Genomic DNA, 26,141 nt, shown 5'->3' on the forward strand with positions numbered 1-26,141 from the left:
GCCCGCGTGCGCCTGCTCCGCCAGAGCCTGCTCCTCCTCCGCAGCGAGCTGCGCCAGGAGCTGCGCGACCTCGAGCTGGTCCTGACCTCGACCTTCTTCACCCTCGTCGTGCTCGGCATGTTCTACCTGTCGTTCGCGGCGTTGGAGAAGAAGCACACCTTGCCGGCGGTGCCGGGCCTGTTGTGGCTCACGGTCGCGTTCGTCGGCACGATCACCTTGACCCGCGCCTTCGACCGCGAGCGCGAGGCCGACACCTTGCGGGCGCTGCTGGCCGCGCCGGTCGAGCGCCTGGCGATCTACGTCGCCAAGGCCGGCTCGACGCTGCTGGTGCTGCTGGTCTGCTGCGCGCTGCTGGTGCCCGGGCTGGCCTCGATGTTCCCCGCAGGACAGGTCTTTTGGGACATGCCCCTCGAGACAGCCGCGCTCGTGGTCCTCGGCTGCCTCGGCTACGTCGCCATCGGCACGCTGTTCGCCGCCGGGCTGGCCGGGGGCGGCGGCAAGAACATGCTGCTGGCGGTGATCCTCTACCCGGTCACCACGCCGGTGCTGATGTTCGCGCTGGTGACCACCCGCGCGCTGCTCGACAAGAACCCCAACCTCCCGAGCTACCTCGGCCAGATGGCCGCGCTCGACGTCATCCTCCTGGGCGTCGGCGCGCTGCTGTTCGAGCCGGTGCTCGTGGGGGCCGCGCCGGCCCGCTCGGCCCAGGCCGCGCGGCAGCACCGGCGCGAAGCGCTGCGCGCCGCCGGCCGACAGGAGCCCCGATGAAGCGGAAGTCCGAGCTCGTGGTCCCGTTGCTGTTCTTGGCCGCCGCCCCGCTGGTGGTCTACAGCGTCCAGCGGGTGTTCCTCCACACGCCCAACGAGCGGACCATGGGCACCGCGTTCAAGATCTTCTTCTTCCACGTGCCGATGGGCTGGCTGTGCATGCTCATGGCGGTGATCTCCGGCGTCGCCGCCTACGTGCAGCTGCGCCGGCGCTCGCGCACGGCCGCCGCGGTGGCGCTGGCCGCGGCCGAGGTCGGGTTCCTCGGCGGCCTCGGCGTCATGCTGACCGGCCCGATCTGGGGCCACGCGACGTGGGGCACCCCGTGGACCGGCGACGCCCGCCAGGTCACCACCGCCCTGTTGTGGCTGGTGATCGCGGCGTACCTGCTGCTGCGCCACTTCGGCCAGCACGCCTCGGAGCGGCTGGCCGCGGCGCTGGCGATCTTCGGCGCCGTCAACGTGCCGCTGATCTACTACGCGGTGAAGCTGTGGAAGACCACGCACCCGACCACGGGCGTGGTCGCCAAGCTGCCGCCGGAGATGTGGGCCACCTTCTGGCCCGGGCTGTCCGCGCTGCTCCTGGTCAGCTTCGGCCTGTTCGCCATCCGCGCCCGTCAGCTCGTCCTCGTCGGCGAGCTCGACGACGCCTACGTCCGCCTGGAGGACTCTCGCGCATGACACCGATCTCGCCCGTCCTGATCACCGGCCTCGCCTTCGAGGCAGCGCCCGCGCCGGCCGACGGCGGTGAGTACGAGCCCGCGGTCGGCACGAGCCGCGAGGAGAAGGAGATCCTCGCCACCCTCGAGGACAAGGCCGCGGCCAAGACCGCCAGCGACTACCAGCACATCGTCTGGGCCTACGGCATCCTGTGGGCGCTGTTCGCCGCGTACGGGCTGTTCCTGTGGCGGCGGTCGGCGCGGCTGCGCGCCGACGTCGACGCCCTGCGGCAGGCGCTCGACCGGCCCCCGGCCCGCGGAGGGCCCGGCGCGTGACGCTCGGGCACTTCCTGTACATCCCCGGCGTCTTCCTGCTGGGGATCCTGATCGGGTACATCCTCGGCGGACGAGCCGCCGCCAGCAGCGCCGCCGACCGCGAGCTCGTGGCCCGACGCGCGGCTGCCCGAAGGGTCAGGTCGGAGCCGACTCACGCGCCGCCGCACGGTCCTGAGGCCCCGCCGTGACGCTGGCGCCGGTTTTCCGACCGTGGTATGCGGGGGCGCCGTGTTCGACCCGACGTATACCGACGAGCAGAACGCCCTGATCCAGACCGCGCGCAAATTCACGCGCGAGTCGATCATCCCGGTCGCGCACGATTACGACGAGGCGGAGAAGTTCCCCGTCGACGTGTTCAAGGCGGCGTTCGACCTCGGCCTGATGAACATCGAGATTCCCGAGGCTTACGGCGGCCTCGGCTACCACACCCTCGACGGCTGCATCGTCTCCGAGGAGCTCGCCTACGGCTGCGCCGCGATCGCCACCAGCGTGATGTGCAACCACCTCGGCGCGCTGCCGCTGCTGGTCGCCGGCACCGAGGAGCAGAAGCAGAAGCACCTGCGCCGGCTCACCGAGGAGTTCATCTTCATCAGCTACGCCTGCAGCGAGCCCGAGGCCGGCTCCGACGTCGCGTCGATGAAGACCCGCCTGGTCCGCGACGGCAACGGCTGGCGGCTCACCGGCCAGAAGCGTTGGATCACCAACGCCGGCCACGCCAGCATCTTCACCGGCTTCGCCACCCTCGATCCGGCGCTCGGCCACCGCGGCATCACGGCCTTCGTCGTCGACCGCGACCGCCCCGGCATCTCGATCGGCAAGAAGGAGAAGAAGCTCGGCCAGCGCGCCTCCGAGACCTGCGACGTCATCTTCGAGGACGTGCCGCTGACCGACGCCGACATCATCGGCGAGCCCGGCAAGGGCTTCTACGTGGCGATGGAGGTGTTCGACCGCTCGCGGCCGATGATCGGCTCGCAGTGCGCCGGCATGATCCGCCGCTGCCTCGACGAGTCGGCCCGCTACGCCAAGGAGCGCAAGACCTTCGGCAAGCCGATCGCCGAGCACCAGGCGATCCAGTTCATGATCGCCGAGATGGCGATGGCCTACGAGACCACGCGCCTCCTCTACAACAAGGCCGCGTGGGAGGTCGACAAGGGCATCCGCCGGACCAACACCAGCGCGATCGCCAAGTGCGTCGGGGCCGACAGCGTGGTGAAGTGCGCCGCGGACGCCGTGCAGGTGTTCGGCGGCTACGGCTACACGCGCGAGTACCCGGTCGAGAAGATCTACCGCGACGCCAAGCTCATGCAGATCTACGAGGGCACCTCGCAGGTCCAGCGGATGGTGATCGCCAAGAACATCCTCGCTCGAGGCTAGCGTGACGCGGGGCGAGGGGTCGGCAGCTGCATCGACCGTGGCCGATCGACCGATCGGCGTGTTCGACTCCGGCGTCGGCGGACTCACGGTGCTGCGGGCCCTGCGGTCGGCGTTACCGGACGAGCGCTTCATCTATCTCGGCGACACGGCGCGCCTGCCGTACGGGACCAAGAGCGGCGAGACGGTCACGCGATACGCCGAGCAGGCGGCGCGGGTGCTGGTCGGCCGCGGGATCAAGCTGCTCGTCGTCGCCTGCAACACCGCGTCGTCGGTCGCGCTCGGCCACCTCGCGGCGGTGTTCGCTCCGCTGCCGGTGATCGGCGTCATCGAGCCGGGGGCGGCGGCCGCCTGCGGCGCCTCGGTCAGCGGGCAGATCGGCGTCATCGCCACCGAGGGCACCGTCCGCGGCGGCGCCTACGAGCGGGCCATCCGGGCCGTTCGCCCGGCCGCCGAGGTCGTGTCGATCGCCTGCCAGCTGTTCGTCGCGCTGGCCGAGGAGGGCTGGGTCAGCGGGCCCGTCGCCGAGGCCGTCGCGCAGCGCTACCTCGCGAACGTGGTCGGCGAGCGCCCCGCCCTCGACTGTCTGGTCCTCGGTTGCACGCACTTCCCGGTCCTGCGCCAGGCGATCGCCGCGGCCGTGGGCCCGCGCGTCAGGTTGGTCGACTCGGCCGAGACCACCGCCGAGGTCGTGGTCGAGTGCCTCCTGCGATCGGACCTGCGCGCCGGCCACCGGACCCGCGGGCAGGACGGGGCAGGGCAGGCGGGGGTCCGCTTCCTCGCCACCGACGCGCCGGCCCGGTTCGCGCGGGTCGGTGCCGTCTTCCTCGGCGAGGCGATCGCGCCCGAGGACGTCGAACTCGTCGACCTGTAACGGACCCCGCGGGTTTTCACAGCAGGACGCTGTCTCGCACGCCCGCGGTTTTCGCGGCACCGGGGGGGAAGTCTGATCGCCGTCCGGCCCCGGGGGCCCGGTACTCAAGGCAAGATTCCCGTATTCAGTGTTGCTTTCGTTGTGATATACCCCCCGCTGGCATCGAAGCCGATGCCCGAGGCGCTCGCCGTGACCGCAAGGAGCACCCTCCTGTGAAGACAAGCCGCTCTCTGCTCAAGTACTCGCTGTCCCTGCCGCTGGTCATCATCCCGCCGGCGGTCGCGGCGATGGCCCCCAACCTCGCGCTGGCGGCTTCCGACGTCACGATCAGCGGCGTCGTCACCGACCAAAACACCGGCCAGAAGATCTCGGGCGCCCTCGTCATCATCCAGTGTACGTGCCTCCAGGGCGCGCGCGAGGTGATGACCAACGCGGACGGTCTCTACACGTTCCGCAACTTGCCGCAGGGCAAGTACACGGTGCAGGTGCTGTATCAGGACGCCAACGTCAATAAGACGATGGAGGTCCTGCCCGGCGCCAAGATGCGCGCCAACTTCCAGATCGATCCGAAGCTCAAGTTCCGCGTCGACATCGAGGTCCAGACCAAGACGCGCAACGACGCCGCCCAGGTCACCAAGGTGAAGATGGAGCAGGCGCGCAACATCCCGGTCGGCGGGACCAGCCGCGACTTCACGGCCGTGGTCGACATGTCTCCGACCGCCAGCCGTGACGCCGCCGGCATCCGCCTCGGCGGTTCGACGGGCGCCGAGAGCAAGTACGTCGTCGACGGCCAGAACGCCACCAGCCCGGCGTTCGGCACCGTCGGCGCGACGATCGTCCAGGAGTTCATCGACGAGGTCGAGGTCGTCGAGGGCGTGTACGACGCCGAGAGCGGCGGCGCCACCGGCGGTCTCGTCAAGGCGCGCCGCATCGGCGGCAGCAACAAGCTGCGCGGCACGGTGCTGTTCCGCATGACCCCGCGCATCGCCCTGCCGCGCTTCATCAGCGCGACCGACGAGTCGCTGCGCGTCGCCGAGATCAACAACTACCAGGGCGAGGGTGTCGTCACCCTGTCCGGTCCGATCATCAAGGACAAGCTGTTCTTCGCCATCGGCGTCGCGCCGAGCGGCAGCAACAACTCGCTGATCCAGTCGTTCTACAAGCGGCGCGACAAGGACCGCTCGGGCGGCTACGAGGACTGCGCCTACGAGAACGGCACCAACGACTGCGCGGCCAACGGCAACTACATCGACTCGGTCAAGTTCGCCGAGCAGCGGTTCAAGACCGGTCGCTTTACCATGGGGTGGACGGTCGCCCTCGACTGGCAGATCAACCCCAAGCACCGCCTGCGCCTGTCGGGCGGCGGCGGCCCCGGCACCCAGCGGCGCAGCTATCGCCAGCCGCCGGGCTCCGAGCCGAACTCGTTCGGCACCAACCCGAACGCGACCATCGGCGGCGCCTCGCGCGTCGGCTCGGGCGTCGTCAACAACAGCTTCGGCAGCGACCTCGGCAACACCACCCAGGTCGGCCTCGACTACGAGGGCCGCGTCGCCAACGACAAGCTCGAGATCGACGCCGGCATCTACTACTCGCGCTTCACGCAGAAGCAGGCGTGGAAGCTCGACAACGAGATGCAGCGGAACATCCCGCTGACGCAGGAGACCGACAGCCAGGGCCGCAACCTCTACGACCTGCTCGACCGCGACGGCGCGGTGCGCCTGGTCCAGGGCGTCGACGAGGCGTGCAACAACGCCAACCTGCCGGGCCTCACCTGTCCGACGCGCGTGTGGCTCTCGGGCGGTATCGGCACCTACTCGCAGTCGGTGGCCGACCGCGTCGGCGGTCAGCTGGCGCTGACCCACTTCCTCAGCGGCAAGAAGGCCGGCGCGCACCAGCTCAAGTACGGCACCGAGATCGACAGCGTGCGCCTCAAGCAGAGCACCGCCTACTCGGGCCAGAACGACCCCGACTTCTACCAGAACTGTCCGGTCGGCACCGTCGGCGGCGGCGAGTACTGCTACGACCCGGCGACCAACAACTACTTGATCGGCGGCGACGTCAGCCCGAACCGGGTCAACAACAACCGCCTCGTCATCGTCGACGCCGACAACCCGGACAACCGCCGCACCCTCGGCTTCGGCCGCGTCCGCTACGAGCAGGAGGACCTGCGCGCGATCGCCAGCCCGATCGGCGCCGGCGTCCGCGTCTCGGCCTACAACTCGACGCTGACGACCCAGAACTACGCGCTGTTCGTCCAGGACAAGTGGTCCATCTTGTCGAACCTGTACCTCAACGCCGGCGTGCGTTGGGAGATGCAGGACATGAAGGACGTGTTCGGCAAGCGCAACATCTTCATCAACGACAACGTCGCGCCGCGCGTCAGCCTCGTGTACGACTGGACCGACGAGGGCAAGAGCCGCCTGTACGCCTCGTACGGCTGGTTCTACCAGCAGCTGCCGGTCATCTTGAACAACCGCGCCTTCGGCGGCCTCGTCAACGTCAACCGTAGCTACCGCGCGTCCGACTGCGCCACGCCGGTGCTGATCGGCGGCGAGTCGCGCGAGCGGTCGATCAACGGCGCCCCGACCGAGTGGTGCACCGACTTCAACCAGTCGACCACCGGCCTGACCGCCGGCTCCGTCGTGCCGAAGCTGCGCGGCATGTACACCCAGAAGTTCGTCGTCGGCTACGAGCAGGAGGTCATCGAGGACCTGCTCGTCGGCGTCAAGTGGCAGCACGAGAGCCTCGGCCGCGCGGTCGAGGACGTGTCGACCAACGGCGGCCTCAACTTCATCATCGCCAACCCCGGCGAGTCGGTCTCGGCCGCCGACATCCAGCGCCAGCAGGACGCCTGTACCAGGCTGCAGGAGCAGTTCGACGCGGCGCCCGACGACGACCCGCAGCGCGACGTGCTCGCGCGCGAGCTCAACCGCTGCACCTTCCTCGCCGACGCGTACTCGAAGGTCGGCACGCTCTTCAACAAGCCGGTCCGCAACTACGACGCGTGGGTGTTCAACATCACCAAGCGCTTCGCCAAGAACTGGACGCTCCAGGCGAGCTACATCTACAGCCGCCTGATCGGTAACTACGACGGCTTCGTCAACCGCAACACCGGCGCCATCGACATCGGCACCACGGCCACCTACGACATCCCGGAGCTGGTCCGTAACAGCTACGGCCCGCTGTGGGACAACCGGCCGCACCAGATCAAGTTCGACGGCTACTACTCGTTCGACCTCAAGAAGGCCGGCCGCCTGACCCTCGGCCTCAACTTCCGCTACCAGTCGGGCACGCCGATCAGCGTGTTCGCCGACAACAACCGCTACGCCGGCCAGTTCCTGGTCTACGCCATCCCGCGCGGCGCCGGCGGCCGCCTCGAGCCCAACTACTTCGCCAACGTCGGCATCAGCTACGCCTACCCGCTGCCCGGCGAGGTCGAGCTCGAGGTCTCCGCCCGCCTCGTCAACATCACCAACAACAAGGCGGTGCTCCGCGTCGACGAGACCTACTCGTACTCGCAGGGCCGCGCCATCGCCGGCGGCGACCTCGACGACCTCAAGCACGCCAAGGTCCAGAGCCCGAACGCGCCGACCAGCTTCTTCCAGCGCGGCGTGCTCCCGCCGCAGGGCAACTTCCTGGTCCAGACCGTGTTCCAGCAGCCGATCGGCGCGCAGTTCGAGCTCCGCCTGCGCTTCTAGCCCCGGCCTCCGCTGCGAGGTGCCCGCTCGGCCCGCCTGTCCGCGACAGGCGGGCCGAACCGCTTTCGGGCGATCGCCCCCGCGTCGGCCCGCCGCGTGCCGCGTGACGATCCGCGGGGGTGGCAGTCCGGTGTCCCCGGCTCGCATCATTCACCGATAAACTACTGGCGTCGGACCCTGCCCATTCCCACCCGTGATGGGTGCGGCGTGGATTCGCCGCTCATTGACGCCAGTGCATGATTGCCGGCGCGTGACCCATTCGCTGCACCCGGCCGCTCGAAAGCCGCGAGCTGCCCGGCTGTGACCTCGTCCGCGGCCCCGGCCGCGGGGTGCCATGAATCGAGCTCCCTCGGGCGTCAGCGAACGCGGGCATGGCGATTTCGCCCAGCGCCGTGAGAAGATGGCGGGCGTCATGCGTCGTGGGCTCCTCTGTCTCCCTCTCCTCGCGGCCCTGGCCTGCGGCGACGACCTCGTGGGCGAAACGGAGGTCGCCACGCCCGGCACCACCGAGCCGACGACCGGCACGAGCACCGCGGGTCCGACCGGTCCGACGACCACGCAGACCCCGCCGGAGACCAGCGAGGGCAGCATGAGCGGGGCCGAGACGACGACGACGGGCGCTCCGACCTCGACCTCGGAGCCGCCGACGAGCACCACGGGCGACCCGCCGAAGGCCGACATGGGCAGCAGCGGCGGTGATTTCCTGCGCTGTCACGACGCGCCGCCCGACGGCGCGACCCTGGCCCCGGACATCCCTGCCTACGGCGGCACCTGCCCGACCCTCGAGATCGGCTACATGGAGGGCCAGGCGTACAACGTGCTGCCGCAGCAGCTCGGCGGCGGCACCGTCGAGCGCCAGTTCCTCGTCATCGCCCCCGAGGACGCGGGGCCCGACGAGCGCCTGCCGGTGATCTTCCTGTGGCACTGGCTCGGCGGCGACGCCCAGGACTTCTACGAGCGCGGCGACGTGCAGAACGCGGTCAATCAGAAGCGCTTCATCGCCGTGATCCCCGAGGCGCGCGAGGGCCTGCTGTTCAAGTGGCCGTTCAGCGCGATCGACAGCGACGCCGACCTCGAGGCCGAGTTCCAGTTCTTCGACGACATGCTGTCGTGCGTGGCCGAGCAGTTCAGCGTCAACAAGGAGTGCGTCTCCTCGACCGGCGTCAGCGCCGGCGCGCTGTTCACCAGCCAGCTCGCGGGCGGCCGCGGCGACGTGCTGTCGTCGTTCATGTCCCTGTCCGGAGGGACAGGCGGCGCCATCAAGCCGTGGACCGCGCCCGCCCACAAGATGCCGGCGATGGTGCTGTGGGGCGGCCCCGACGACTTCTGCATCCTCATCGACTTCGAGCAGACGTCGAAGGACCTCGAGCAGAACCTCGAGGCCGGCGGGCACTTCGTGCTCGAGTGCGTGCACAACTGCAACCACTCGACGCCGCCGTTCCCGGTCGAGCCGGGCGAGACCGCGTTCGCGCCGCTGTGGGACTTCTTCCTGGACCACCCGTATTGGCTGGCGCCGGGCGAGTCGCCCTACAACGAGTTCGGCATCCCGGCGGGCATGCCCGACTGGTGCGCGATCGGGGCCGGCAACGCGGTCCCGCCGCCCGAGCCGTGCGACAAGAACGAGTGCTCGTGACGCCGACGCACGAAGGGCCCGGCGCGATGCGACCGGGCCCTCGCTGCGCCGCCGTGGCGCGTTCGGGTCACAGCCCGCTGACGTTCAGGCCGCCCGCCTTCACCTTCGACTTCGTCTTCATCGGGACCCTCCTTTCGCGTCGACGATAGCCGGCGGACCTGCGACGCACCACGCGCCGGGTCGCGCCTGTCGAGTTCGCGCGGCGGCTCCGGTTGCGCGGGGGCGCGGCTGTGCGGCATCCTGGCCGCGATGCCCGGTTCGCCTGCGACGCGCCGCTCCGCCGTCCTGTTCGCGCTGCTCTGCGCCTGCAGCGATGCTGCCGCCACCACCACCGACGACGGCAGCGGCACCGGCGGCACCAGCAGCACGAGCGAGACCGGCGCGAGCACGAGCAGCACCACCGTCGCGCCGCCCACCACCGGCGATCCGGGCAGCAGCAGCAGCAGCAGCAGCGGCGAGCCCGGCTTCGACCCGCCGACGCCGGTGTGCGGCAACGGCTACCTCGAGGCCGACGAGGAGTGCGACGACGGCAACGACGCCGACGACGACGGCTGCGACAGCGCTTGCCGGATCCCCTGCGGGCTCGCCGGCGAGGCCGTCGCCCTCGCGCCCTCGGCCGAGTCGGAGCTGTGGGTCGTCGCGGTCGCCCCGGCGCCCGACGGCGGCTTCGTGGCCATCGCGCGTCAGCGCGAGATCACCAGCGACGAGGAGGGCATGCAGACGCTCGGCCTCGCGCGCACGCGGGCGATCCGCTACGCGCCCGACGGCCAGCCGGCGTGGGACGTGCTGCTGGCGCCGGACGACGTCCGCTTCACGCCGGTCGACGGGGTCGTCGACGCCGACGGCCACGTCTACGTGGTCGCGACCGTGGCCGGCGCCGACGAGGACGACATCCGCGCCGTCAAGCTCGATGGAACCGATGGACATGTCCTCTGGACCATGGACAAGGACGGCGCCGAGCCGATGAGCGAAGACAGCGCCAGCGGCGTCGCGCTCGCGCCCGACGGCGACGTCGTGATCGCCGGCGAGGTCAGCGACGGGCCCGGCGGCGGCGACGTGTGGGTCGGCAAGCTGGCCGCGGTCGACGGCGCCGAGGTGTGGACGACGGTGTGGAGCGGCGCCGGCAACGGGATGTTCTCCAACGACGACGCGGGCCGCCTGGCGGTCGCCGAGGACGGCTCGGTCTACGTCGGCGCCCGCGAGTACGTCGACTACAACATCGGCGAGGCGGTGCTGCTCAAGTTCGCCGCCGACGGCGGGCCGGCGGAGTGGAAGTTCTCGCCGCTGGCCGACGGCAGCGTCCACAACCACGGGCCGGGCTGGGTGGCGGTCGACGCCGCCGGCGACGTGCTCTACACGGCCGTGCGCCTGCAGGGCGCGGTGCCCAACTTCTGGGTCTACAAGCTCGGCCCGGACAGCGAGCTGCAGTGGGAGCGGGCGCTGGCCGACTACGAGGACGACGGCGACCAGTGGTCGCTCGACGGCGCCGCGTTCGCCCCCGACGGCGAGGTCGTGCTCGCCGGCGGCTTGCGCGTGAAGGACAAGGTGGCCCAGCTCGAGTGGCGCGAGGCCTGGCTGGCCCGCCTCGGCGGCGACGGTCAGGTCCGCTGCCGGGTCCGCCACCGCGCTCCCAGCCCCGACCTGCTGCCGCCCGACGTCGTGACCTACGACGCGGCCGTCGGCGCCGACGCGACCGCCTACGTCGGCGGGGTGCTGGTGGTCGCCGGCGAGCAGCAGAGCTGGGTCGGCCTGTTCCGGCCCTAGCGGAGCTGGTCGCTCGGACATGTCGCCCGGAGCATGTCTCTTGGAGCATGGCGCCAAGGGCATGCCCCCAAAGACAGCGGCGTGCCGGCTCGCCCGGGCGTGAGCGCCAGGCCGCGCTCAGACGTCGCCGAAGCCGCCGGCGATCGGGCGGCCGGCGCTGAACCTCCGCCGCGAGCCCCTCGGCCGCGCGCCGACCACCCGGCTCCGGCCAGCCGGGCCGCGCTCAGACGTCGCCGAAGCCGCCGGCGATCCAGCGGCCGGCGCTGGCGCTGCTGAGCTTGAAGTCCGCGGCGACCCGCCGCTCGGCCAGCTTCTCGCCGAGGGGGTCCCACGCCGAGAGCAGCGCGTGCGGGTCATCCTCGTCGGCGGCGACGTCGAGGTCGACGCGGATCGCCTCGCCGTCGGCGACCACGGTGACGCTGTGGTGGCGCTGGGCCCGGGCGTGGGCCTCGTGGCGGGTGATGACGTCCTGCGCGCCCTTCAGCAGGGTCTTGAAGTCGGTGTGATTGAGCGGCTTGGGGTTCTTCTTGTCGCGCCCCATGGTCCACGGGCTGACGAGGACCGGCTCGGCGTCGCCGTCGCGCGTCATCGTCACGGCCCAGCCGTCGTCGTCCTCGTTCTTGATCACCTGGGCCGTGAACCCGCTGGCGACCCACCTGCGCGCGTCGCCCTCGCTCGCGTCCGCGCCGTCTGCCTGCTCCGAGGTGTTCTTCGTCATGATGCTCCGCGTCCTCGCCGGACTGCGCGTTTGTACAGCATCCCGGCGGCGAGCGACAGGTGCCCGCCCGCGGCGCGTCAGGCGACGCGCACCAGCAGCGAGACCGGGAGCTCGGCGAACACGTCGGCCAGCGGCACGCCGTCGCCGCGGTGCTCGGCGCCCGTGAACAGGTCGCGCCAGGTCGCGGCCCGCTCGAGCTCCAGCGTCTGCTCGCCCCACGCGGCGCCGAGCGGCCACGGACGACGGCCGCCGGTCAGCGTGTACGCCAGCCGCGGGACCACGCACACGAGCTCCTGGTCGCCGTGGGCGCGGCGGAACGCGACGACGTGGCGGCCGGCGGACAGCGGCACGTAGCTGCCCTCGAGGTACAGCGCCCGCTGCTGCCGGCGGTGCTGCAGCGCGAGGTGCAGGACCATGAGCTTGATCCGCCCGTCGAGGTAGCTCGCCAGCAATTCGCGCGCGCGCGCCACCGGGTCGGACGCCCGCGCGCGGATGTCGGCGAGCGCCTGCCGCCGCCGCTCGTAGTCGACGGGCCGGCGGTTGTCGGGGTCGACGAGCGAGAAGTCCCACAGCTCGCCGCCCTGGTAGGTGTCGGGCACGCCGGGCGAGGCGAGCTTGAGGCACACCTGGGCGAGCCCGTTGACGGCGCCGTGGGTGGAGATCTTGCGGGCGAGGGCGGCGGCCGGGCCGCAGAAGCCGGGGTGCGCCAGCAGCTCGCGCACGAACTTCTGCACCGCGGCCTCGTACTCGGGGTTGCCGGCGATCCAGCTGGTGCGCTCCTTGGCCTCGCGCGTGGCCTTCTCCATGTACGCGGCGACGCGGTCGACGAAGGCGGGCGGGACGGCGTCGCCCTCGCCGAGCTCGTCCAGCGGCAAGGCGCCGACGACGGTCTGATAGAACAGGTAGGCGTCGTTGCGCGACGGCGCGAGCGCCTCGTCGACCTCGGTCCGGAACGGCCGCGCCATTCGACTCCACGCCGAGACGGCCCGCCGCCACTCGTCCGGCAGCTCCGACAGCACGGCCAGCCGCGCCCGCACGTCCTCGCCCCGCTTGGTGTCGTGCGTCGCGGTGGTCGTCATCGTCCGCGGGAACCGCCGGCGCTGGCGCTGGTTGTGCGCGTGGAAGTCGTCGGCCGAGGCGCCGAAGGCCGCCGGGTCGCAGCCGACCTCGTTGAGGCAGACCAGCCGGTTGTAGCGGTACAGCGCGGTGTCCTCGACGCCCTTGGCGATCACCGGGCCGGTGAGCTGGGCGAAGCGCATGGCGAAGCGCACCGCCTCGGCGCGCTCCTCGGGCTCCTCGGGCAGGTTGCGCAGCATCAGCAGGTCGCGCAAGAACTCGAACACGCTGGCGTCGACGTCGGGCCGGCGCCGCCGGGCTCGCCGCAGCGCGCGGTCGATGCAGGCGTCGTCACTCGCGGTCCGCGAGCCGTCGGGGCGCACGTAGGTGCGGTAGACCGGGAAGGCGGCGATCGTCTCGACGATCGCAGAGGTCAGGCTGACGCGCGTGAAGTCGCGAGAGCGCCGGCGCTTCTGGGCGATCCGCTCGAGCCGGTGCGCGAGCATGTGGATCTCGCTCGACAGGCTGGCGCGCAGGATGGCGATCCGCGAGGCGTACGCGACCGCCTCGTAGTCGCGCTCGGCGGCGATGAAGCGGTGATAGAAGCGGGTCAGCCGCGGGCCCGCCTCGGGGCGGATCCACAGGCGGCCCACGGCGCCGAGGAAGTCGTAGCCGGTGGTGCCGTCGACCTGCCAGTGCCGCGGCAGCGCCTCGCCGGGCTCGAGGATCTTCTCGATCACGAGGTACAGCGGCTGCGCGTCCGCCGGCGCGTGCGCCCGCGCCTCGGCCTGCAGCGCCTCGAAGTAGGCCGCGGGGTCGTAGAGGCCGTCGGTGTGGTCGAGCCGGAGGCCGGTGATCCGGCCCTCGGCGATCTTGCGCAGCACGAGCGCGTGCGCGGCCGAGAACACCGCGGGGTCCTCCATCTTGATCGCGGCGAGCTCGTTGACGTCGAAGAAGCGGCGGTAGTTGATCTCCTCGGTGGCGACGCGCCAAAAGCTGAGGCGATAGACCTGCTCGCCCAGGAAGGTCTCGAGGGCGTCGAAGCTGCGCGGGTCGCCGGGTCTGCCGGCGAGCTCCTGCAAGGTCGCGTCGACGGCCGCCGCGATCGCCCCGGACTCGGCGAGCAGCGCGGTCAGGCGCCGCTTGATCACGTCCTTCTCGCGCGCCCGCTCCTCGCGCGCGTCGGGCGGGGTGCTCGCCTCGCCGGGCAGGTGATCGATCGCCGTCAAGACGCTGTGCAGCTCGGCGAGCGTCGGGTCGTCGGCCGCGAGGCTCAGGCGCGCGAGGGCCGGGCGCAGGATCAGCGGCAACGACTTGATCGCGACCGGGAGCCGGCGCTCGTAGTAGGCGACGAAGAAGCTGCCGCCGTCGCGCACGACCTTCAGCTCGCCGGCCTCGAGCGCCTCGCCGAACTGACGCCCGAGGATCGGCAGGAGCACCTTGCCGGCCATGCCGATCTTCGGCGGCGCCCACTCGATGTCGAACCAGCTCTCGCACAGCGAGGCCTGGCCGCTCTCGAGCACGTCGTTCCACCGGCGGTTCTCGCCGCTGCCGATGCCCATGTGGTTCGGCACGAAGTCGAGCACGTGGCCGAGGCCGCGGGCGCGCAGGCCGTCGGTCCAGGCGTCGTAGTCGGCCTCGTCGCCGAGCTCGGGGCCGAGGGCCGCGTGGTCGACGACGTTGTAGCCGTGGGTGCTGCCGCGCTCGGCGTGCAGGTACGGCGAGGTGTAGACGGCGTCGACGCCGAGCGCGTCGAGGTAGTCGGTGATCGCCGCGGCGGCGCGGAAGCCGAAGCCGGCGTGGAGCTGGAGGCGGTAGGTCGAAACCGGGATCGTCACGACGCGTCTCCCTCGGCCGCGTAGATGGCGGCGCGGGCCGGCGGCAGGGCAGGGTGTACCTCGTCGCCGCTGGTCAGCAAGAGCCGCCACACGCGCCCCTCCGGCGGGGTCGGCGGGCCGCCTGCTTCGCGCGGGCCGAAGTCGACGACGAGCAGGCGGTCGCCGGCGGGGCCCTTGCGCAGGACCCACAGGACGTGCTCACCGACTGTCCCGACGGACATGTTTGAACGGTCCGGTACCTTGAGCGTCTCGTCGGAGCGCCGCAGGTGCAGCAGGGCGCGGTAGAGCGCGAGCACGCCGGCGTGCTCGCCGGCGTCGCGCTCGGACCAGTCGAGGCGCGAGCGCTCGAAGGTCGCGGCGTCTTGCGGGTCGGGGATCTGCTCGCGCCGCTCGGGGTCGTGGAAGGCGGCGAACAGCTTGAACTCGGCGCGCCGGCCGGCGGTGACCTGCGCGCCGAGCTCGGGCGGATGATCGGTGAAGTACTGCCACGGCGCGCTCGCGGCCCACTCCTGGCCCATCCACAGCAGCGGCGTCATCGGCAAGAACAGCAAGAGCATCGAGGCGGCGCAGTACCGGTCGAGCGCCGTCAGGTGGTGCAGGCGCTCGCCGAGCGCCCGGTTGCCGACCTGGTCGTGGTTCTGCAGGCAGTAGACGAACGCGGGCGCGGGCAGGCCGCTGGCGTCGGCGCCGCGCGGCTTGCCCGAGGGCGGCCACGGCTGACCCTCGTAGAGGAAGCCGCGCTCGATGCAGCGGGCGAGGTCGAAGACCTTCGGCTCGAAGGCGCCGTAGTAGCCGTCGCGCTCGCCGGTCAGGACGACGTGGACGACGTGGTGGAAGTCGTCGGCCCAGATCGCGTCGAGGCCGACGCCGAGCACCAGCGCGGGGTCGTTGGTCTCGTCCTCGGCGACGAGCAGGCGGTGCTGCGGCAGGGCCCGGACCTCGGCCGCGAGCTCGGCGAGGATCGGCCGCTCGCTCGGGTCGACCATCGCGTGGGTCGCGTCGAGCCGCAGGCCGTCGAAGCCGAACTCGGTCAGCCAGTAGCGGGCGTTGTCGAGCACGAACCGGCGCATCGCCGGCGTGGCGAAGTTCAGCGCGTCACCCCACGGCGTCTGCACGTCGTGGGCGAAGTACTCCGGGCTGTAGCTGCCGAGGTAGTTCCCCTCGGGCCCGAAGTGGTTGTAGACGACGTCGAGCAGCACGTTCATGCCGAGCCGGTGCGCCGCGTCGACCAGCGCCCGCAGCTCGTCCGGGCGCCCGTAGCCGGCGTACGGCGCGAAGTGGCCGACGCCGTCGTAGCCCCACCCGCGCCCGCCCGAGAAGCTCGACAGCGGCATCAGCTCGATCGCCGTCACCCCGAGCTCGGCCAGCAGCGGCAGCTTCTCGGCCGCCGCCGCGAACGTGCCCTCGGGCGTGAAGGTGCCGACGTGCAGCTCGTAGATCACGCAGTCGGTCAGCGGCCGCGGCTGCCAGTCGGTCGCGCGCCACTCGTGATGCGCGCGGACGACCTCGGCCGGCCCATGCACGCCCTCGGGCAGGGCGCGCGCGTAGGGGTCGGGGACCTCGGCGTCGTCGAGCTTGAAGCGGTACAGCGTGCCCTCGGGCAGGTCGTGGACGGCCTCGAACAGGCCGTCGCCGAGCGGCTGCAGCGGCCGCTCCTCGCGGGGGACGGGCGGGCCGCCGCCCTCCGGGCGGTCGTAGAAAACGACGGCGACGCGGCCGGCGCGGGTGCTCCACACGCGGAAGCGGACGCCGCCGTCGACGAGCGCGGCGCCGAGGTTCGACATGTCTGGATGTTCATGTTGCATGGTTCATGTCTGGAGCGACGCCCCGGAACAGCACGAGGGCCTTCGGCGGCAGCTCGATCCGGGCGCCGCCGGCGACCTGGCCGCGCGCGTCGTCGTCGGAGGTGTCGATGAGGCGCTCCCACGCGGCGTGGAGCGGGGGCAGCACGAACTCGACCGGGTTCTGGCTGCCGTTGAGCACGAGCAGGAGGTCGTCGTCGCGGATCGGCTCGCCCTCGTCGTCGACGTCGTCGACGCCGCGGCCGGCGAGGAACATGCCGAGGCTCTGGGTGGTGGGGTCCTGCCAGTCGTCGTCGGACAGCTGCTCGCCGTCGGGGCGGAGCCACATGATGTCGCGGACGTCGCCGCCGCGGATCTTGCGACCCTTGAAGAACTTGGACCGCTGCAGCGCGGGGTGCTCGCGGTAGACCCGGATCGTCCGCTGCACGAACCGCAGCAGCGCCCGCCGCTCGTCGTCGAGCTCCCAGTCGTACCAGCTGATCGCGTTGTCCTGGCAGTAGGCGTTGTTGTTGCCGCCCTGGGTGCGCCCGATCTCGTCGCCGCCGGCGATCATCGGCGTGCCCTGCGACAGCAGCAGCGTCGCCAAAAAATTTCGCTGCTGCCGCCGCCGCAGCGCCAGCACCTCGGGGTCGTCGGTCGGGCCCTCGACGCCGCAATTCCACGACAGGTTGTTGTCGCAGCCGTCGCGGTTGTCCTCGCCGTTGGCCTCGTTGTGCTTGTGGTCGTAGGCGACCAGGTCGGCGAGGGTGAAGCCGTCATGCGCGGTGACGAAGTTGACGCTCATGTACGGCCCGCGCCCGTCGTTCTGGTAGAGGTCGCTGCTGCCCGACAGGCGGTAGCCGAGGTCGCCGGCGACGCCGCCGTCGCCGCGCCAGAACGACCGCATGGTGTCGCGGTACTTGCCGTTCCACTCGGCCCAGCGCACCGGGAAGTTGCCGACCTGGTACCCGCCCTCGCCGAGGTCCCACGGCTCGGCGATCAGCTTGACCTGACTTATCACCGGGTCCTGGTGGATGATCGTGAAGAACGACGACAGCTGATCGACCTCGTACAGCCCGCGCGCGAGCGTGGCCGCGAGGTCGAAGCGGAACCCGTCGACGTGCATCTCGAGGATCCAGTAGCGCAGCGAGTCCATGATGAGCTGCAGCGTCTGCGGGTGGCGCACGTTGAGGCTGTTGCCCGTGCCGGTGTAATCGTAGTAGTAGCGCGGGTTGTCCGGCACGAGCCGGTAGTAGGTCGGGTTGTCGATCCCGCGGAAGCTGAACGTCGGCCCGAGGTGGTTGCCCTCGGCGGTATGGTTGTAGACGACGTCGAGGATCACCTCGATGCCGGCCCGGTGCAGCGCGCGGACCATCTCCTTGAACTGCTGCACCTCGGCGGCGACGCGCTCGCCGCTGCGGTAGCGGACGTCGGGGGCGAAGAAGCCGATCGTGTTGTAACCCCAGTAGTTGCGCAGGCCGCGGTCGAGCAGGAACTTGTCGTCGACGAATTGATGCACCGGCAGCAGCTCGACCGCGGTGACGCCGAGCTCGGTCAGGTGGCGCACGATCGGCGGGCTGGCCACGCCGAGGTAGGTCCCGCGCAGCTCGGGGGGGACCTCGGGGTGCCGCATCGTCAGGCCCTTGACGTGGGTCTCGTAGAGGATCGTCTTGTGCAGCGGGATGTGCGGGGCGCAATCGTCCTGCCAGTCGAAGCCCGGATCGATGACGACGCCGAGCGGGACGCCCCAGCTCTCGCTCGGGTTGGCGATCAGGTCGCGGTCCGGGCTGTCGCTGGCGATGTCGTAGGAGAAGGCGCCGCGCTCCCAGCGGGTCACGCCGCTGAACGCCTTGGCGTACGGGTCGGTGAGGAGGTTGCGCGGGTTGAACCGCAGGCCCTCCTCCGGCGCCCACGGGCCGTCGACGTGGTAGCCGTAGCGCTGGCCGGGGCCGACGCCCTCGACGAAGGCGTGCCACACGAAGGCGGTCCGCTCGCGCAGCGGCACCCGCCGCTCGCCGCCGTCGGCGTCGAGCAGCACGAGCTCGACCCGCGTGGCGTGCTCGCTGTAAAGGGCGAAGTTGGTCCCGGTCCGACCGTCCCAGGTCGCTCCGAGCGGATATGCATTGCCAGGCTTGATGCGCACGGCGAACCTCGATTTTTAGCCTTGCGGCCGTGTCACTCGGCCGCGTCGCGTCGGCCCTCGCTGCGCGCGTCGCACTCACGCGCGGTGTCCGGAGGCACGCGACGCGCCGGCCGGAGCCGCTCCCGCCCCACTTCGGCGACTCCCTCGGGCCCGCGCTGCAAGTCGCCGTCGGTGATCCGCGTCGTCATGGCGGTTGGTCTCCTGTCCCTCGCGCGCCGCTGCCGGTGCGACCCGGAGAGACGTGGTCGGAAAACCGGGGCGAGCAAACGAAGCCGGGCAACTGGAGAATTGCCGGCGGATTCGCGCCGCGAGCCCGGCGCCCGCGGCGACCGGGCTGATCGGCGTGAGACGCGCGAAGGGAGAGCCCAGGGTTCGCGCCAGGGCGGCTTCCTGCAGCTCCGAGCGGCCTCCCGGGATTCCGCGTCGAGCCGGAGGAATTTCGCTCGTCCTGGCCGAACTGTCCTTGGACGGTCAGGAGCATGTCCGATGAAACATGTCGGCGGAGACATGTCGGCGGAGACATCCGACGGGGCGTCGCGCCGCGCTCGCGGCGTCGCGGCCGGAGCCGTCTCGAAGGACAGGGCCAGCGCGCTCAGTCCAGGCGCACGACCTGGCTGGCCGCCACCTCGGCCCGCAGCTTGCCGCCTGTCTTGAAGGACAGGCCGGCCAGGGCCCCGGGCGGCAGCGGGGCGACCACCATCGTCGCGTCGCTGTCGGGGATCTCCAGCGCCGCGGCCGGCTCACGCACGGCCCGGCCGTCGACCGCGAACTCGACGAACGTGTCGCTCGCTCGCCCGCGCAGCGGCACCGCGCCGACGGTCGTGTACCAGTGGGACTTGCCGTCCTTCATCAACGTGCCGACCACGATCGGCCGCGCCGCCGGGTCGGGCGGCGCCCCGGCGTCCCACGACGTGAGCTCCCGGATGTTGTTAAAGGTCTTCTCCCAGCCGAAGTCGGACACCCACGACTGCGAGCAGTAGCTCATGTAGTCGCGGAAGCTGGTCGGCGAGCGCATCACGGTGTCGTGGATCCCGTAGCCCCAGCGACCGATCCGCCCGTTGGGGTAGGGGTATTCGGGGTCGGCCCCGGCCTCGCCGCCGCTGCAGCGGACGTGGTAGAGGCCCTGCGTGTGGCCGATCTCGTGGACGAACGTGTCGCGCGCGCCGGCCCCCGACGACTGATAGCGGCCCACGGCCAGCCGCTGGTACGCGTAGCCCTTCGTCGGCTGGTCGGGGATCCCCGCCGCCTGGCCGAGCAGCCCAGGCGGGTAGCCGTCGCAGCTCTCGATCAGGCCGTAGTAGTAGACGTTGTCGGCCGGCGCGTCGGCGGCCCGCAGCTCGCTGAGCTTGGTCAAGATCGGCACGAACCCGTTCGGCTCGTTGCCGATCGTCGCCGTGTACTCCCACGGCGCGTGGACCGTCAGCACCGCGCGCTGGACCGGGTTGTGCTGCTCGAGCCACTTCCGCATCGCCTCGACGTCGGCGTCGGTGATCGTCGGCGTGCAGGTCATGCCGTCGATGACGTGCTGCAGCGGCACCAGCTCGACCTTGAGCTCCATCGGCGCGTCCTCGACCTGCAGCGTGCCGCGGCCGGCCAGCGGCAGGATCGGCGGCGGCTCGCTGATCTCGCCGGTGGCCAGCGCCGGGTCGGGCTCGAGCGCCTCGATGCGGTACTGCAGCCCCGGTCCGACCAGCGACGCCGGCAGCTCCCACGAGAAGGTCGTGAACAGGTCGCCGTCGTTGCTCGGCCCGTTCACCATCACCTTGAAGTCGTCGACGCGGGTCTCGCCGTCGGGGGTCCACAGGGTCAGGCGACCGATGATCTCGCGCGGTGTGAAGCCGGCGTGCAGCAGCCAGTCGGCGCGCATCACCGCCTTGCGCCCGGACAGCAGGCGGGCGCCGAGATCGGCGCTCGGCACCTCCACGCCGTCGCGCACGATCTCCAATTGCACGCCCTGATTGACGGTGGCGCGGGTCAGGCGGATCCCACGGGCGTACTCGAGCGCGGGCTCCTCGTCCTCACCGGTGGTCGAGCTCGCGGTCGAGGTCGTCGGCGGCTCGGTGCCGGTCGAGGTCGAGGTCGAGGCGTCGGTGCTGGTCGACGAGGGCAGGGACTCGGTCCCGCTCGCCGGGTCGTCGGCGCACGCGGGCAGGAGGACGATCGCCACGATGGACGCGAGGCGGGGGCGCGACATCGCCTGCGACTTTATCAGGCCGGACCGTCGCGGAGTACCGCCCCGGGGCGGCGAAGTGGGCCGCGGAGAGTTTCACCGGCGGCCCTTGCCGGTGCGAGCGGGTGCGCGCGCCTGCCCCCGCGCGTGATCTCGGCCGGCGCTCGCACCTGCTTGCAGGTGCAAGCCGGTCGGGGCTATAGCGGGAGTGCCGTGAAGTTGATCCGTCGCGTCTCCCTCGGCCTGCGCGAAGGCTCCTCCGACAAGGTCTACATCGTCGACCTGTGCGAGGTGAGCAAGGGCAAGTTCGTCGTCAACTTCCAGTTCGGCCGCCGCGGCGCGCCGCTGAAGGACGGCACCAAGACCGAGGCGCCCGTCACCGAGACCACCGCGCGCTCGGTGTTCGCGAAGCTGGTCGACGAGAAGAAGCGCAAGGGCTACACCGAGTCGAGCGAGGCGGCGGCGGTGGCGCGGACGCTGGGCGGCTCGCCGAGCGAGACGGGTGCCGCGGCGGCACCTGCCCGAAAGGCCAGCCCCGCGTTCTCCACCCCGGCCGAGGCGATCCTGGCCCGCCTGCAGGGCGGCGGCGCGCGCAAGCCGTGGACGCCGGCGCGGGTGGTCTGGCGCGCCGGCGAGTACCGCCTGCGCGAGGCGGTGCCGCACCTCATCCGCCTGATCGGCAGCGGCGACGCCATGCTCGACTACTGCATCGCCTGGGCCCTGGCCCGCTGCGGCGACGCCGACACCTTCACCGCGCTGGCGCGGGCCCGCAACGAACCTGGCCTGCAGGCCAGCAGCCTCGACGAGGCGCTGCGGCTGTTCATCCCGCGCGCGAGCAAGAGCGACATGGTGATGCGCATGACGCTCGAGATGCTGCGCGGCTGGAGCGACGAGCTGCGGGCCGCCGTGGCCGCGCGGGCGCGCGCCGCCCTGCCGCCGGCGCTCCGCGAGTTCGCCGGCAAGGGCGACCCGGAGGCGTTCGCCGCCGTGCTGCTGGCCGCGCTGGCGGCCGGCGACACCGCGGCGCTCGAGGACATCTACCGCATCGACGACGAGACCGTGCGCCCGGGCCTGCTCGCCGGGCTGCGCACGATCCCGCTGCAGGTCGGCAGCTTCCGCCACGTCCGCCACCTGCTCAAGATGGCCGAGGTCCGCGGCGACGCCGAGGTGTTCGGCCTCATCGCCTACCGCGTCGAGAAGACCCCGGCGACCTTCGGCTCGCGCCGCAACATGTACCTCGGCGGCCGCTGGACCGACGTCGGCAAGGAGCTGAAGCGCACCGACTCGCGCCTGGCCTACTCGAGCAACACCCGCGACTACCTGCGCCGCCGCGCCTTCCGCTCGCTGCGCCGCCTGGCCGAGGCCGGCGACGCGCTCGGCTACGTCAAGCTGGCGGTCGGCGTGCTGCTGCCGTTCAGCGACGCCGACGGGCAAGAGGTCAAGACGGCCACGCGCTACAGCTACAGCACGCGCAAGAACAAGACCGTCCGCTGGGACCACTTCGCCGCCTACCACGCCTTCAACGCGATCCTCTACGGCGGCAACAGCCCGCGCTACGAGCCGCGGGTGCGCGGCGCGACCTGGCGCTGCCGCGGCAACTACAAGCCCGGCGACCCGGCCCCCGCCAGCCGCGAGGAGGCGTTCCCGAAGATCTGGGACCAGGTGCCGCTGGGCCTCATGCACCTCCTGTCCGAGAGCACATGTACTTTGGTGCATGAATTTGCGGTCAGGGCGATCCGCGACAACAAGCAGTTCCTCGGCGAGCTCGACGTCGACGGCATCGTCATGCTGCTCGAGCGGCCGTTCGAGGTCACCGCGCAGCTCGGCTTCGAGCTGGCCAGGGCCCGCTACAACCCCGACCAGCCCGACCTGGCGCTCGTCGCCGCGGTCGCCAACTGCGCCGTGCCGGCCGCGCGCAAGCTGGCGCACGGGTGGATCGACGCGGACCGGGCCCGCTTCGCCGGCGCCCACGACCTGCTGGTCGCGCTGCTGTTCTCGGCCCACGCCGACACTCGCGCCTACGCCCGCGTGCTGCTGCAGGGCGTGCCGCTGCCGGCCGCGGCCGCGTCGACGCTGATCGGCCGGATCGTCGCCGGCGTGCTGGCGCTGCCGAACACCCCGGCCGCCGGCGAGGTCGCGGCCGACGTCGGCGAGACGGTGATGCGGGCGTTCGCCCGCCCGCTGCGCAGCGTCGGCCTCGGCGTCGTCGTCGACCTGGTCGCTCACCCGCTCGAGGGCGCCCAGCTGCTCGCCGCCAACATCCTGCTCAACCACGACACGCGCCCCGAGGACCTGCCCGAGCAGCTCATCGCCGCGCTCGCGGTCGAGAGCAAGCACGCCGCGGTGCGCAGCCTCGGCATCCGCCTGTTCGGCGAGCTGCCCGACAGCGTGCTGGTCCACCGCGGCGCGCTGATGCTGGCGTTCTTGACCTCGGCCCACGTCGACCAGCGCGACGCGATCCGCCCGGTCGTGCAGCGCCTGGCCGCGCGCGACCCGGCGTTCGCCGCCGCGATCGTCGCCCCGCTGATCGGCGCGCTGCTGGTCAAGGAGGCCCACGAGGGCGTCCACAGCTTCGTCCTCCGCCTGCTCAAGACCGACCTCGAGCAGGGCCTCGGCGCGGTCGACAAGGACCTCGTCATGCGCCTGCTCCGGGCCAAGGCCTCGGCCGCGCAGGAGCTCGGCGGGATCTTGCTGGCGCGCAACGTCGACCCCGACAGCCTCGACGTCGGCGAGGTCGCGCGCCTGGCGAGCCACGAGATCCTCGCGGTGCGCCAGGCGGCGTGGAGCTTCTTCGAGCGCAACGTCGAGCGGATCCGCGGCGAGCTGCCGCAGGCGATCAAGGTCCTCGACGCCAAGTGGGACGACTCGCGCGCGTTCGCGTTCGGGTTCTTCCGCGAGCGTCTGGAGCCGACCGACTTCCCGCCCGACGTGCTGGTGGCGATCGCCGACTCGGTGCGCGCCGACGTGCAGGCGTTCGGCCGCGAGATGATCACCCGCTGCTTCCGCGAGGAGCACGGGCTCGAGTACCTGCGCCGCCTCAGCGAGCACCCGTCGGCCGACGTGCAGCTTTTCGCCACCAACTACCTCGAGCAGTACGCCGCCGGCTCGATCGAGCGGCTGCGCGAGCTGACCCCGTACTTCCTCGGCGTGCTGTCGCGGGTCAACCGCGGGCGCGTGGCCAAGGCGCGGGTGTTCCGCTTCCTGACGGCGGAGGCGGAGAAGAGCCCGGAGGCGGCGCAGTTGGTCGCCGAGCTGATGACGCGCCAGAGCTTGACGATGGCGATCGGCGACCGCGCGGCCAGCATCGTCGCGATGGTCGGGGTGCGCCAGCGCTTCGGCGACGTGCCGATGCCGATCGAGATCCGCCAGCCCCCGGTGCGGACGAAGGGACAGGTGCAGCGTGGAGTTTGAGTACCGCTATCACGGCAGCACCGCCGTGGACTCGTCGGCGCGGGCGACCAGCATGTCGTTCTCGCCGGACACCCGGCGCGAGCCGACTTACTTCGTCGGCGAGCTCGGCAAGTGCCTCGAGTTCCGCGAGGCGATCTCGGCGCTGCACGACGTCGTCGTGTCCGACCTGCGCTGGAAGCCGAAGGACCGCACCGAGTACAAGGAGTGGCTGGCCAAGCAGGAGCAGGTCAACTGGCAGCAGATCGCGCTGCAGCGCTCGCGCAACGCCGCCGACATCAAGCGCATGCAGGAGGAGCTCGACACGCTCTACCGCACCAGTTCGCACCGCATGCAGAGCTTCTACACCGCCAAGCGGCGCTACTTCGACTACCTGTACCAGAAGGACCGCGACGCCTGGTTCGTGCTCGACCCGGTGATCACCGTCCACCCGGACGAGGTGTTCTTCGAGTGCTTCTCGCAGGACGAGTCGACCTACGGCCGGCTCGGCGCCCGCTACGAGGTGTTCAAGCAGGTCAAGGAGTTCGCCTGCGGCACCACCAACATCGACTACTCGGCGGCCCTCTACGACGAGTTCCAGAAGATCCGCCGCTACAAGCAGACGATGTTCACCGTCGACCCCTCGGGCTTCGGGGTGCAGACCACCGCCGAGGACGACTTCAAGGAGCTGAAGATCGACCTGCCCGACTCGTGGGTGCGCGGGTTCCTGCAGGTCAGCTCGGCGATGACGCTGCCGACGATCTCGTTCGACCTCCACCCGATGGACGTCCACAACCTGTGCTTCGTCCTCCGCCGCCACAAGGAGAAGGTCGGCCCGCGCAGCCTGCGGTACAAGCTCAAGCCCGGGCACCCGGTCAAGGTCGTGTTCGAGCCGTGGAACCGCGAGGTCGTGTTCCCGCGCTCGATCTTCCGCGGTGACAAGGAGCACGAGGTCCGCGTGTGGGGCCGGCGGCGGATCCTCATCCTCGAGCGCCTCATCCAGCTCGCGCGCAAGTTCACCGTCCACCTGCTCGGCACCGGTCTGCCGTCGTTCTACATCGCCGACCTCGGCGACATGAACTTCACCCTCGGCCTGTCCGGGTGGACGGCCAACGACTGGTCGACCGCCGGCAACTTCGACCTCATGGCCCCGCGCGCCACCGTCGACGAGTTCACCAAGCGGCGGGTGTTCGAGGGCCTCAAGAAGCACTGGCTGCACAAGCCCGAGGCGCTCGCGCGCGAGCTCGACCTCGACACCAGCGCCGTCTACGGGGCCCTGGCCGCGTACACCCAGGCCGGCCGGGCGATGTACGACCTCGACAAGCAGGTCTACCGCGTCCGCGAGCTCAGCCGCGACCCGCTGCCGATGGACAAGCTGCGGTTCGCCAACGAGCGCGAGGCCGAGGCGCAGACGCTGGTCCAGCAGAACCAGGTCACGGTGCGCCAGGCCCTCCCCTCGGGCGAGGGCGGGCTGGTGCTGCGCGGACGCGTCCGCGAGGGCTCACACAACTACGAGCCCGAGCTCGCGGTCGACCGCGACGAGCGGCTCGCTTCCGCGTCGTGCACGTGCAACTTCTACCAGCAAAATAAACTGTACAAGGGCCCGTGCCAGCATATACTGGCCCTGCGGATCCAGCACCGCCGGTCCCAGGGCGGGCTCGTCTGACCTGTCCTCCGGAGCAGCCGAGCATCCCGCGTCGCCGCGTCAGTCCCCCCATTCCCACGAGGCGCATCACCACCGAGTTTCGTCATGACAACGGCGAAGGCCGAGCCTAGCAACCCGGGCGGCGGATCGCCGTCCTTGCGAAATGCTCGTTCACGCTTCACTGGCCCGCTCTTGACTGTGCGGCCCATCGGGTAGCTGTCGCTATTCCGGTGTGACTTCCATGAAGCGACTGAGCGACAGCTACCCGGGGCCGCTTGAGTTGAGCGGTCCAGTCCTTTGAGCC

15 protein-coding genes are annotated in these 26,141 nt (G+C 71.2%); 10 read left to right on the forward strand and 5 right to left on the reverse strand.

Annotated features, from left to right (window positions below; genetic code table 11):
- Positions 1–6: 6 nt before the first annotated feature.
- The 8 genes from NAEX_RS28135 (at position 7) to NAEX_RS52310 (ending at position 11,099) form a co-directional block, all read left to right on the forward strand.
- Complete coding sequence (locus tag NAEX_RS28135) at positions 7–768, forward strand: heme exporter protein CcmB (protein WP_170136071.1); 762 nt, start codon at positions 7–9, stop codon at positions 766–768.
- Entirely contained in the window at positions 765–1,445 is a 681-nt protein-coding gene (ccsA, locus tag NAEX_RS28140) for a cytochrome c biogenesis protein CcsA (protein ID WP_096330566.1), read from the forward strand. The genes NAEX_RS28135 and ccsA overlap by 4 nt, the downstream gene beginning before the upstream one ends.
- Positions 1,442–1,759 (forward strand): hypothetical protein, encoded by a 318-nt coding sequence (locus tag NAEX_RS52305; protein WP_096330567.1) that lies wholly within the window; start codon positions 1,442–1,444, stop codon positions 1,757–1,759. The genes ccsA and NAEX_RS52305 overlap by 4 nt, the downstream gene beginning before the upstream one ends.
- A gap of 228 nt (positions 1,760–1,987) precedes the next feature.
- Positions 1,988–3,133 (forward strand): acyl-CoA dehydrogenase family protein, encoded by a 1,146-nt coding sequence (locus NAEX_RS28155; RefSeq protein ID WP_096330569.1) that lies wholly within the window; start codon positions 1,988–1,990, stop codon positions 3,131–3,133.
- Between the two features lie 37 nt (positions 3,134–3,170).
- Positions 3,171–4,004 (forward strand): glutamate racemase, encoded by an 834-nt coding sequence (murI, locus tag NAEX_RS28160; protein WP_096330570.1) that lies wholly within the window; start codon positions 3,171–3,173, stop codon positions 4,002–4,004.
- A gap of 212 nt (positions 4,005–4,216) precedes the next feature.
- Positions 4,217–7,702, forward strand: coding sequence for a TonB-dependent receptor (locus tag NAEX_RS28165; RefSeq protein ID WP_245913816.1), 3,486 nt, complete (start codon positions 4,217–4,219; stop codon positions 7,700–7,702).
- A gap of 412 nt (positions 7,703–8,114) precedes the next feature.
- Complete coding sequence (locus NAEX_RS28170; protein ID WP_143140343.1) at positions 8,115–9,335, forward strand: alpha/beta hydrolase family protein; 1,221 nt, start codon at positions 8,115–8,117, stop codon at positions 9,333–9,335.
- 249 nt (positions 9,336–9,584) lie between these two features.
- Positions 9,585–11,099, forward strand: a complete 1,515-nt coding sequence (locus NAEX_RS52310; protein ID WP_096330572.1) for a DUF4215 domain-containing protein — start codon at positions 9,585–9,587, stop codon at positions 11,097–11,099.
- Between the two features lie 223 nt (positions 11,100–11,322).
- Here the strand turns inward: NAEX_RS52310 and NAEX_RS28180 are convergent, their stop codons facing one another.
- The 5 genes from NAEX_RS28180 to NAEX_RS28200 all read right to left on the reverse strand — a co-directional run bounded on the left by NAEX_RS28180 (position 11,323) and on the right by NAEX_RS28200 (position 20,829).
- Positions 11,323–11,817: a hypothetical protein gene (locus NAEX_RS28180; protein WP_096330573.1), complete on the reverse strand. Its 495-nt coding sequence runs from the start codon at positions 11,815–11,817 to the stop codon at positions 11,323–11,325.
- Positions 11,818–11,894: 77 nt separating this feature from the next.
- Positions 11,895–14,711, reverse strand: coding sequence for a malto-oligosyltrehalose synthase (treY, locus tag NAEX_RS28185; protein WP_096330574.1), 2,817 nt, complete (start codon positions 14,709–14,711; stop codon positions 11,895–11,897).
- Positions 14,708–16,495 carry a malto-oligosyltrehalose trehalohydrolase gene (gene treZ, locus NAEX_RS28190; protein ID WP_170136072.1) on the reverse strand — a complete coding sequence of 596 codons (1,788 nt, stop codon included), beginning with the start codon at positions 16,493–16,495 and terminating at the stop codon, positions 14,708–14,710. Before treZ ends, treY begins: the two co-directional genes overlap by 4 nt.
- Before the next feature lie 10 nt (positions 16,496–16,505).
- Complete coding sequence (gene glgX / locus NAEX_RS28195) at positions 16,506–18,635, reverse strand: glycogen debranching protein GlgX (protein ID WP_096330576.1); 2,130 nt, start codon at positions 18,633–18,635, stop codon at positions 16,506–16,508.
- Positions 18,636–19,227: 592 nt separating this feature from the next.
- Complete coding sequence (locus NAEX_RS28200; protein ID WP_096330577.1) at positions 19,228–20,829, reverse strand: M66 family metalloprotease; 1,602 nt, start codon at positions 20,827–20,829, stop codon at positions 19,228–19,230.
- Positions 20,830–21,018: 189 nt separating this feature from the next.
- Here NAEX_RS28200 and NAEX_RS28205 point away from each other — a divergent pair, with 189 nt between their 5' ends.
- Together NAEX_RS28205 and NAEX_RS28210 are read left to right on the forward strand one after the other, a co-directional pair.
- Positions 21,019–24,216: a WGR domain-containing protein gene (locus NAEX_RS28205; protein ID WP_096330578.1), complete on the forward strand. Its 3,198-nt coding sequence runs from the start codon at positions 21,019–21,021 to the stop codon at positions 24,214–24,216.
- A complete protein-coding gene (locus NAEX_RS28210) occupies positions 24,206–25,858 on the forward strand; it encodes an SWIM zinc finger family protein (RefSeq protein ID WP_096330579.1) in 1,653 nt (550 codons plus the stop codon). The genes NAEX_RS28205 and NAEX_RS28210 overlap by 11 nt, the downstream gene beginning before the upstream one ends.
- Positions 25,859–26,141: the final 283 nt, after the last annotated feature.

Origin of the sequence: Nannocystis exedens, from assembly GCF_002343915.1 — a bacterium.
In the GTDB taxonomy this organism is placed as follows: domain Bacteria; phylum Myxococcota_A; class Polyangia; order Nannocystales; family Nannocystaceae; genus Nannocystis; species Nannocystis exedens.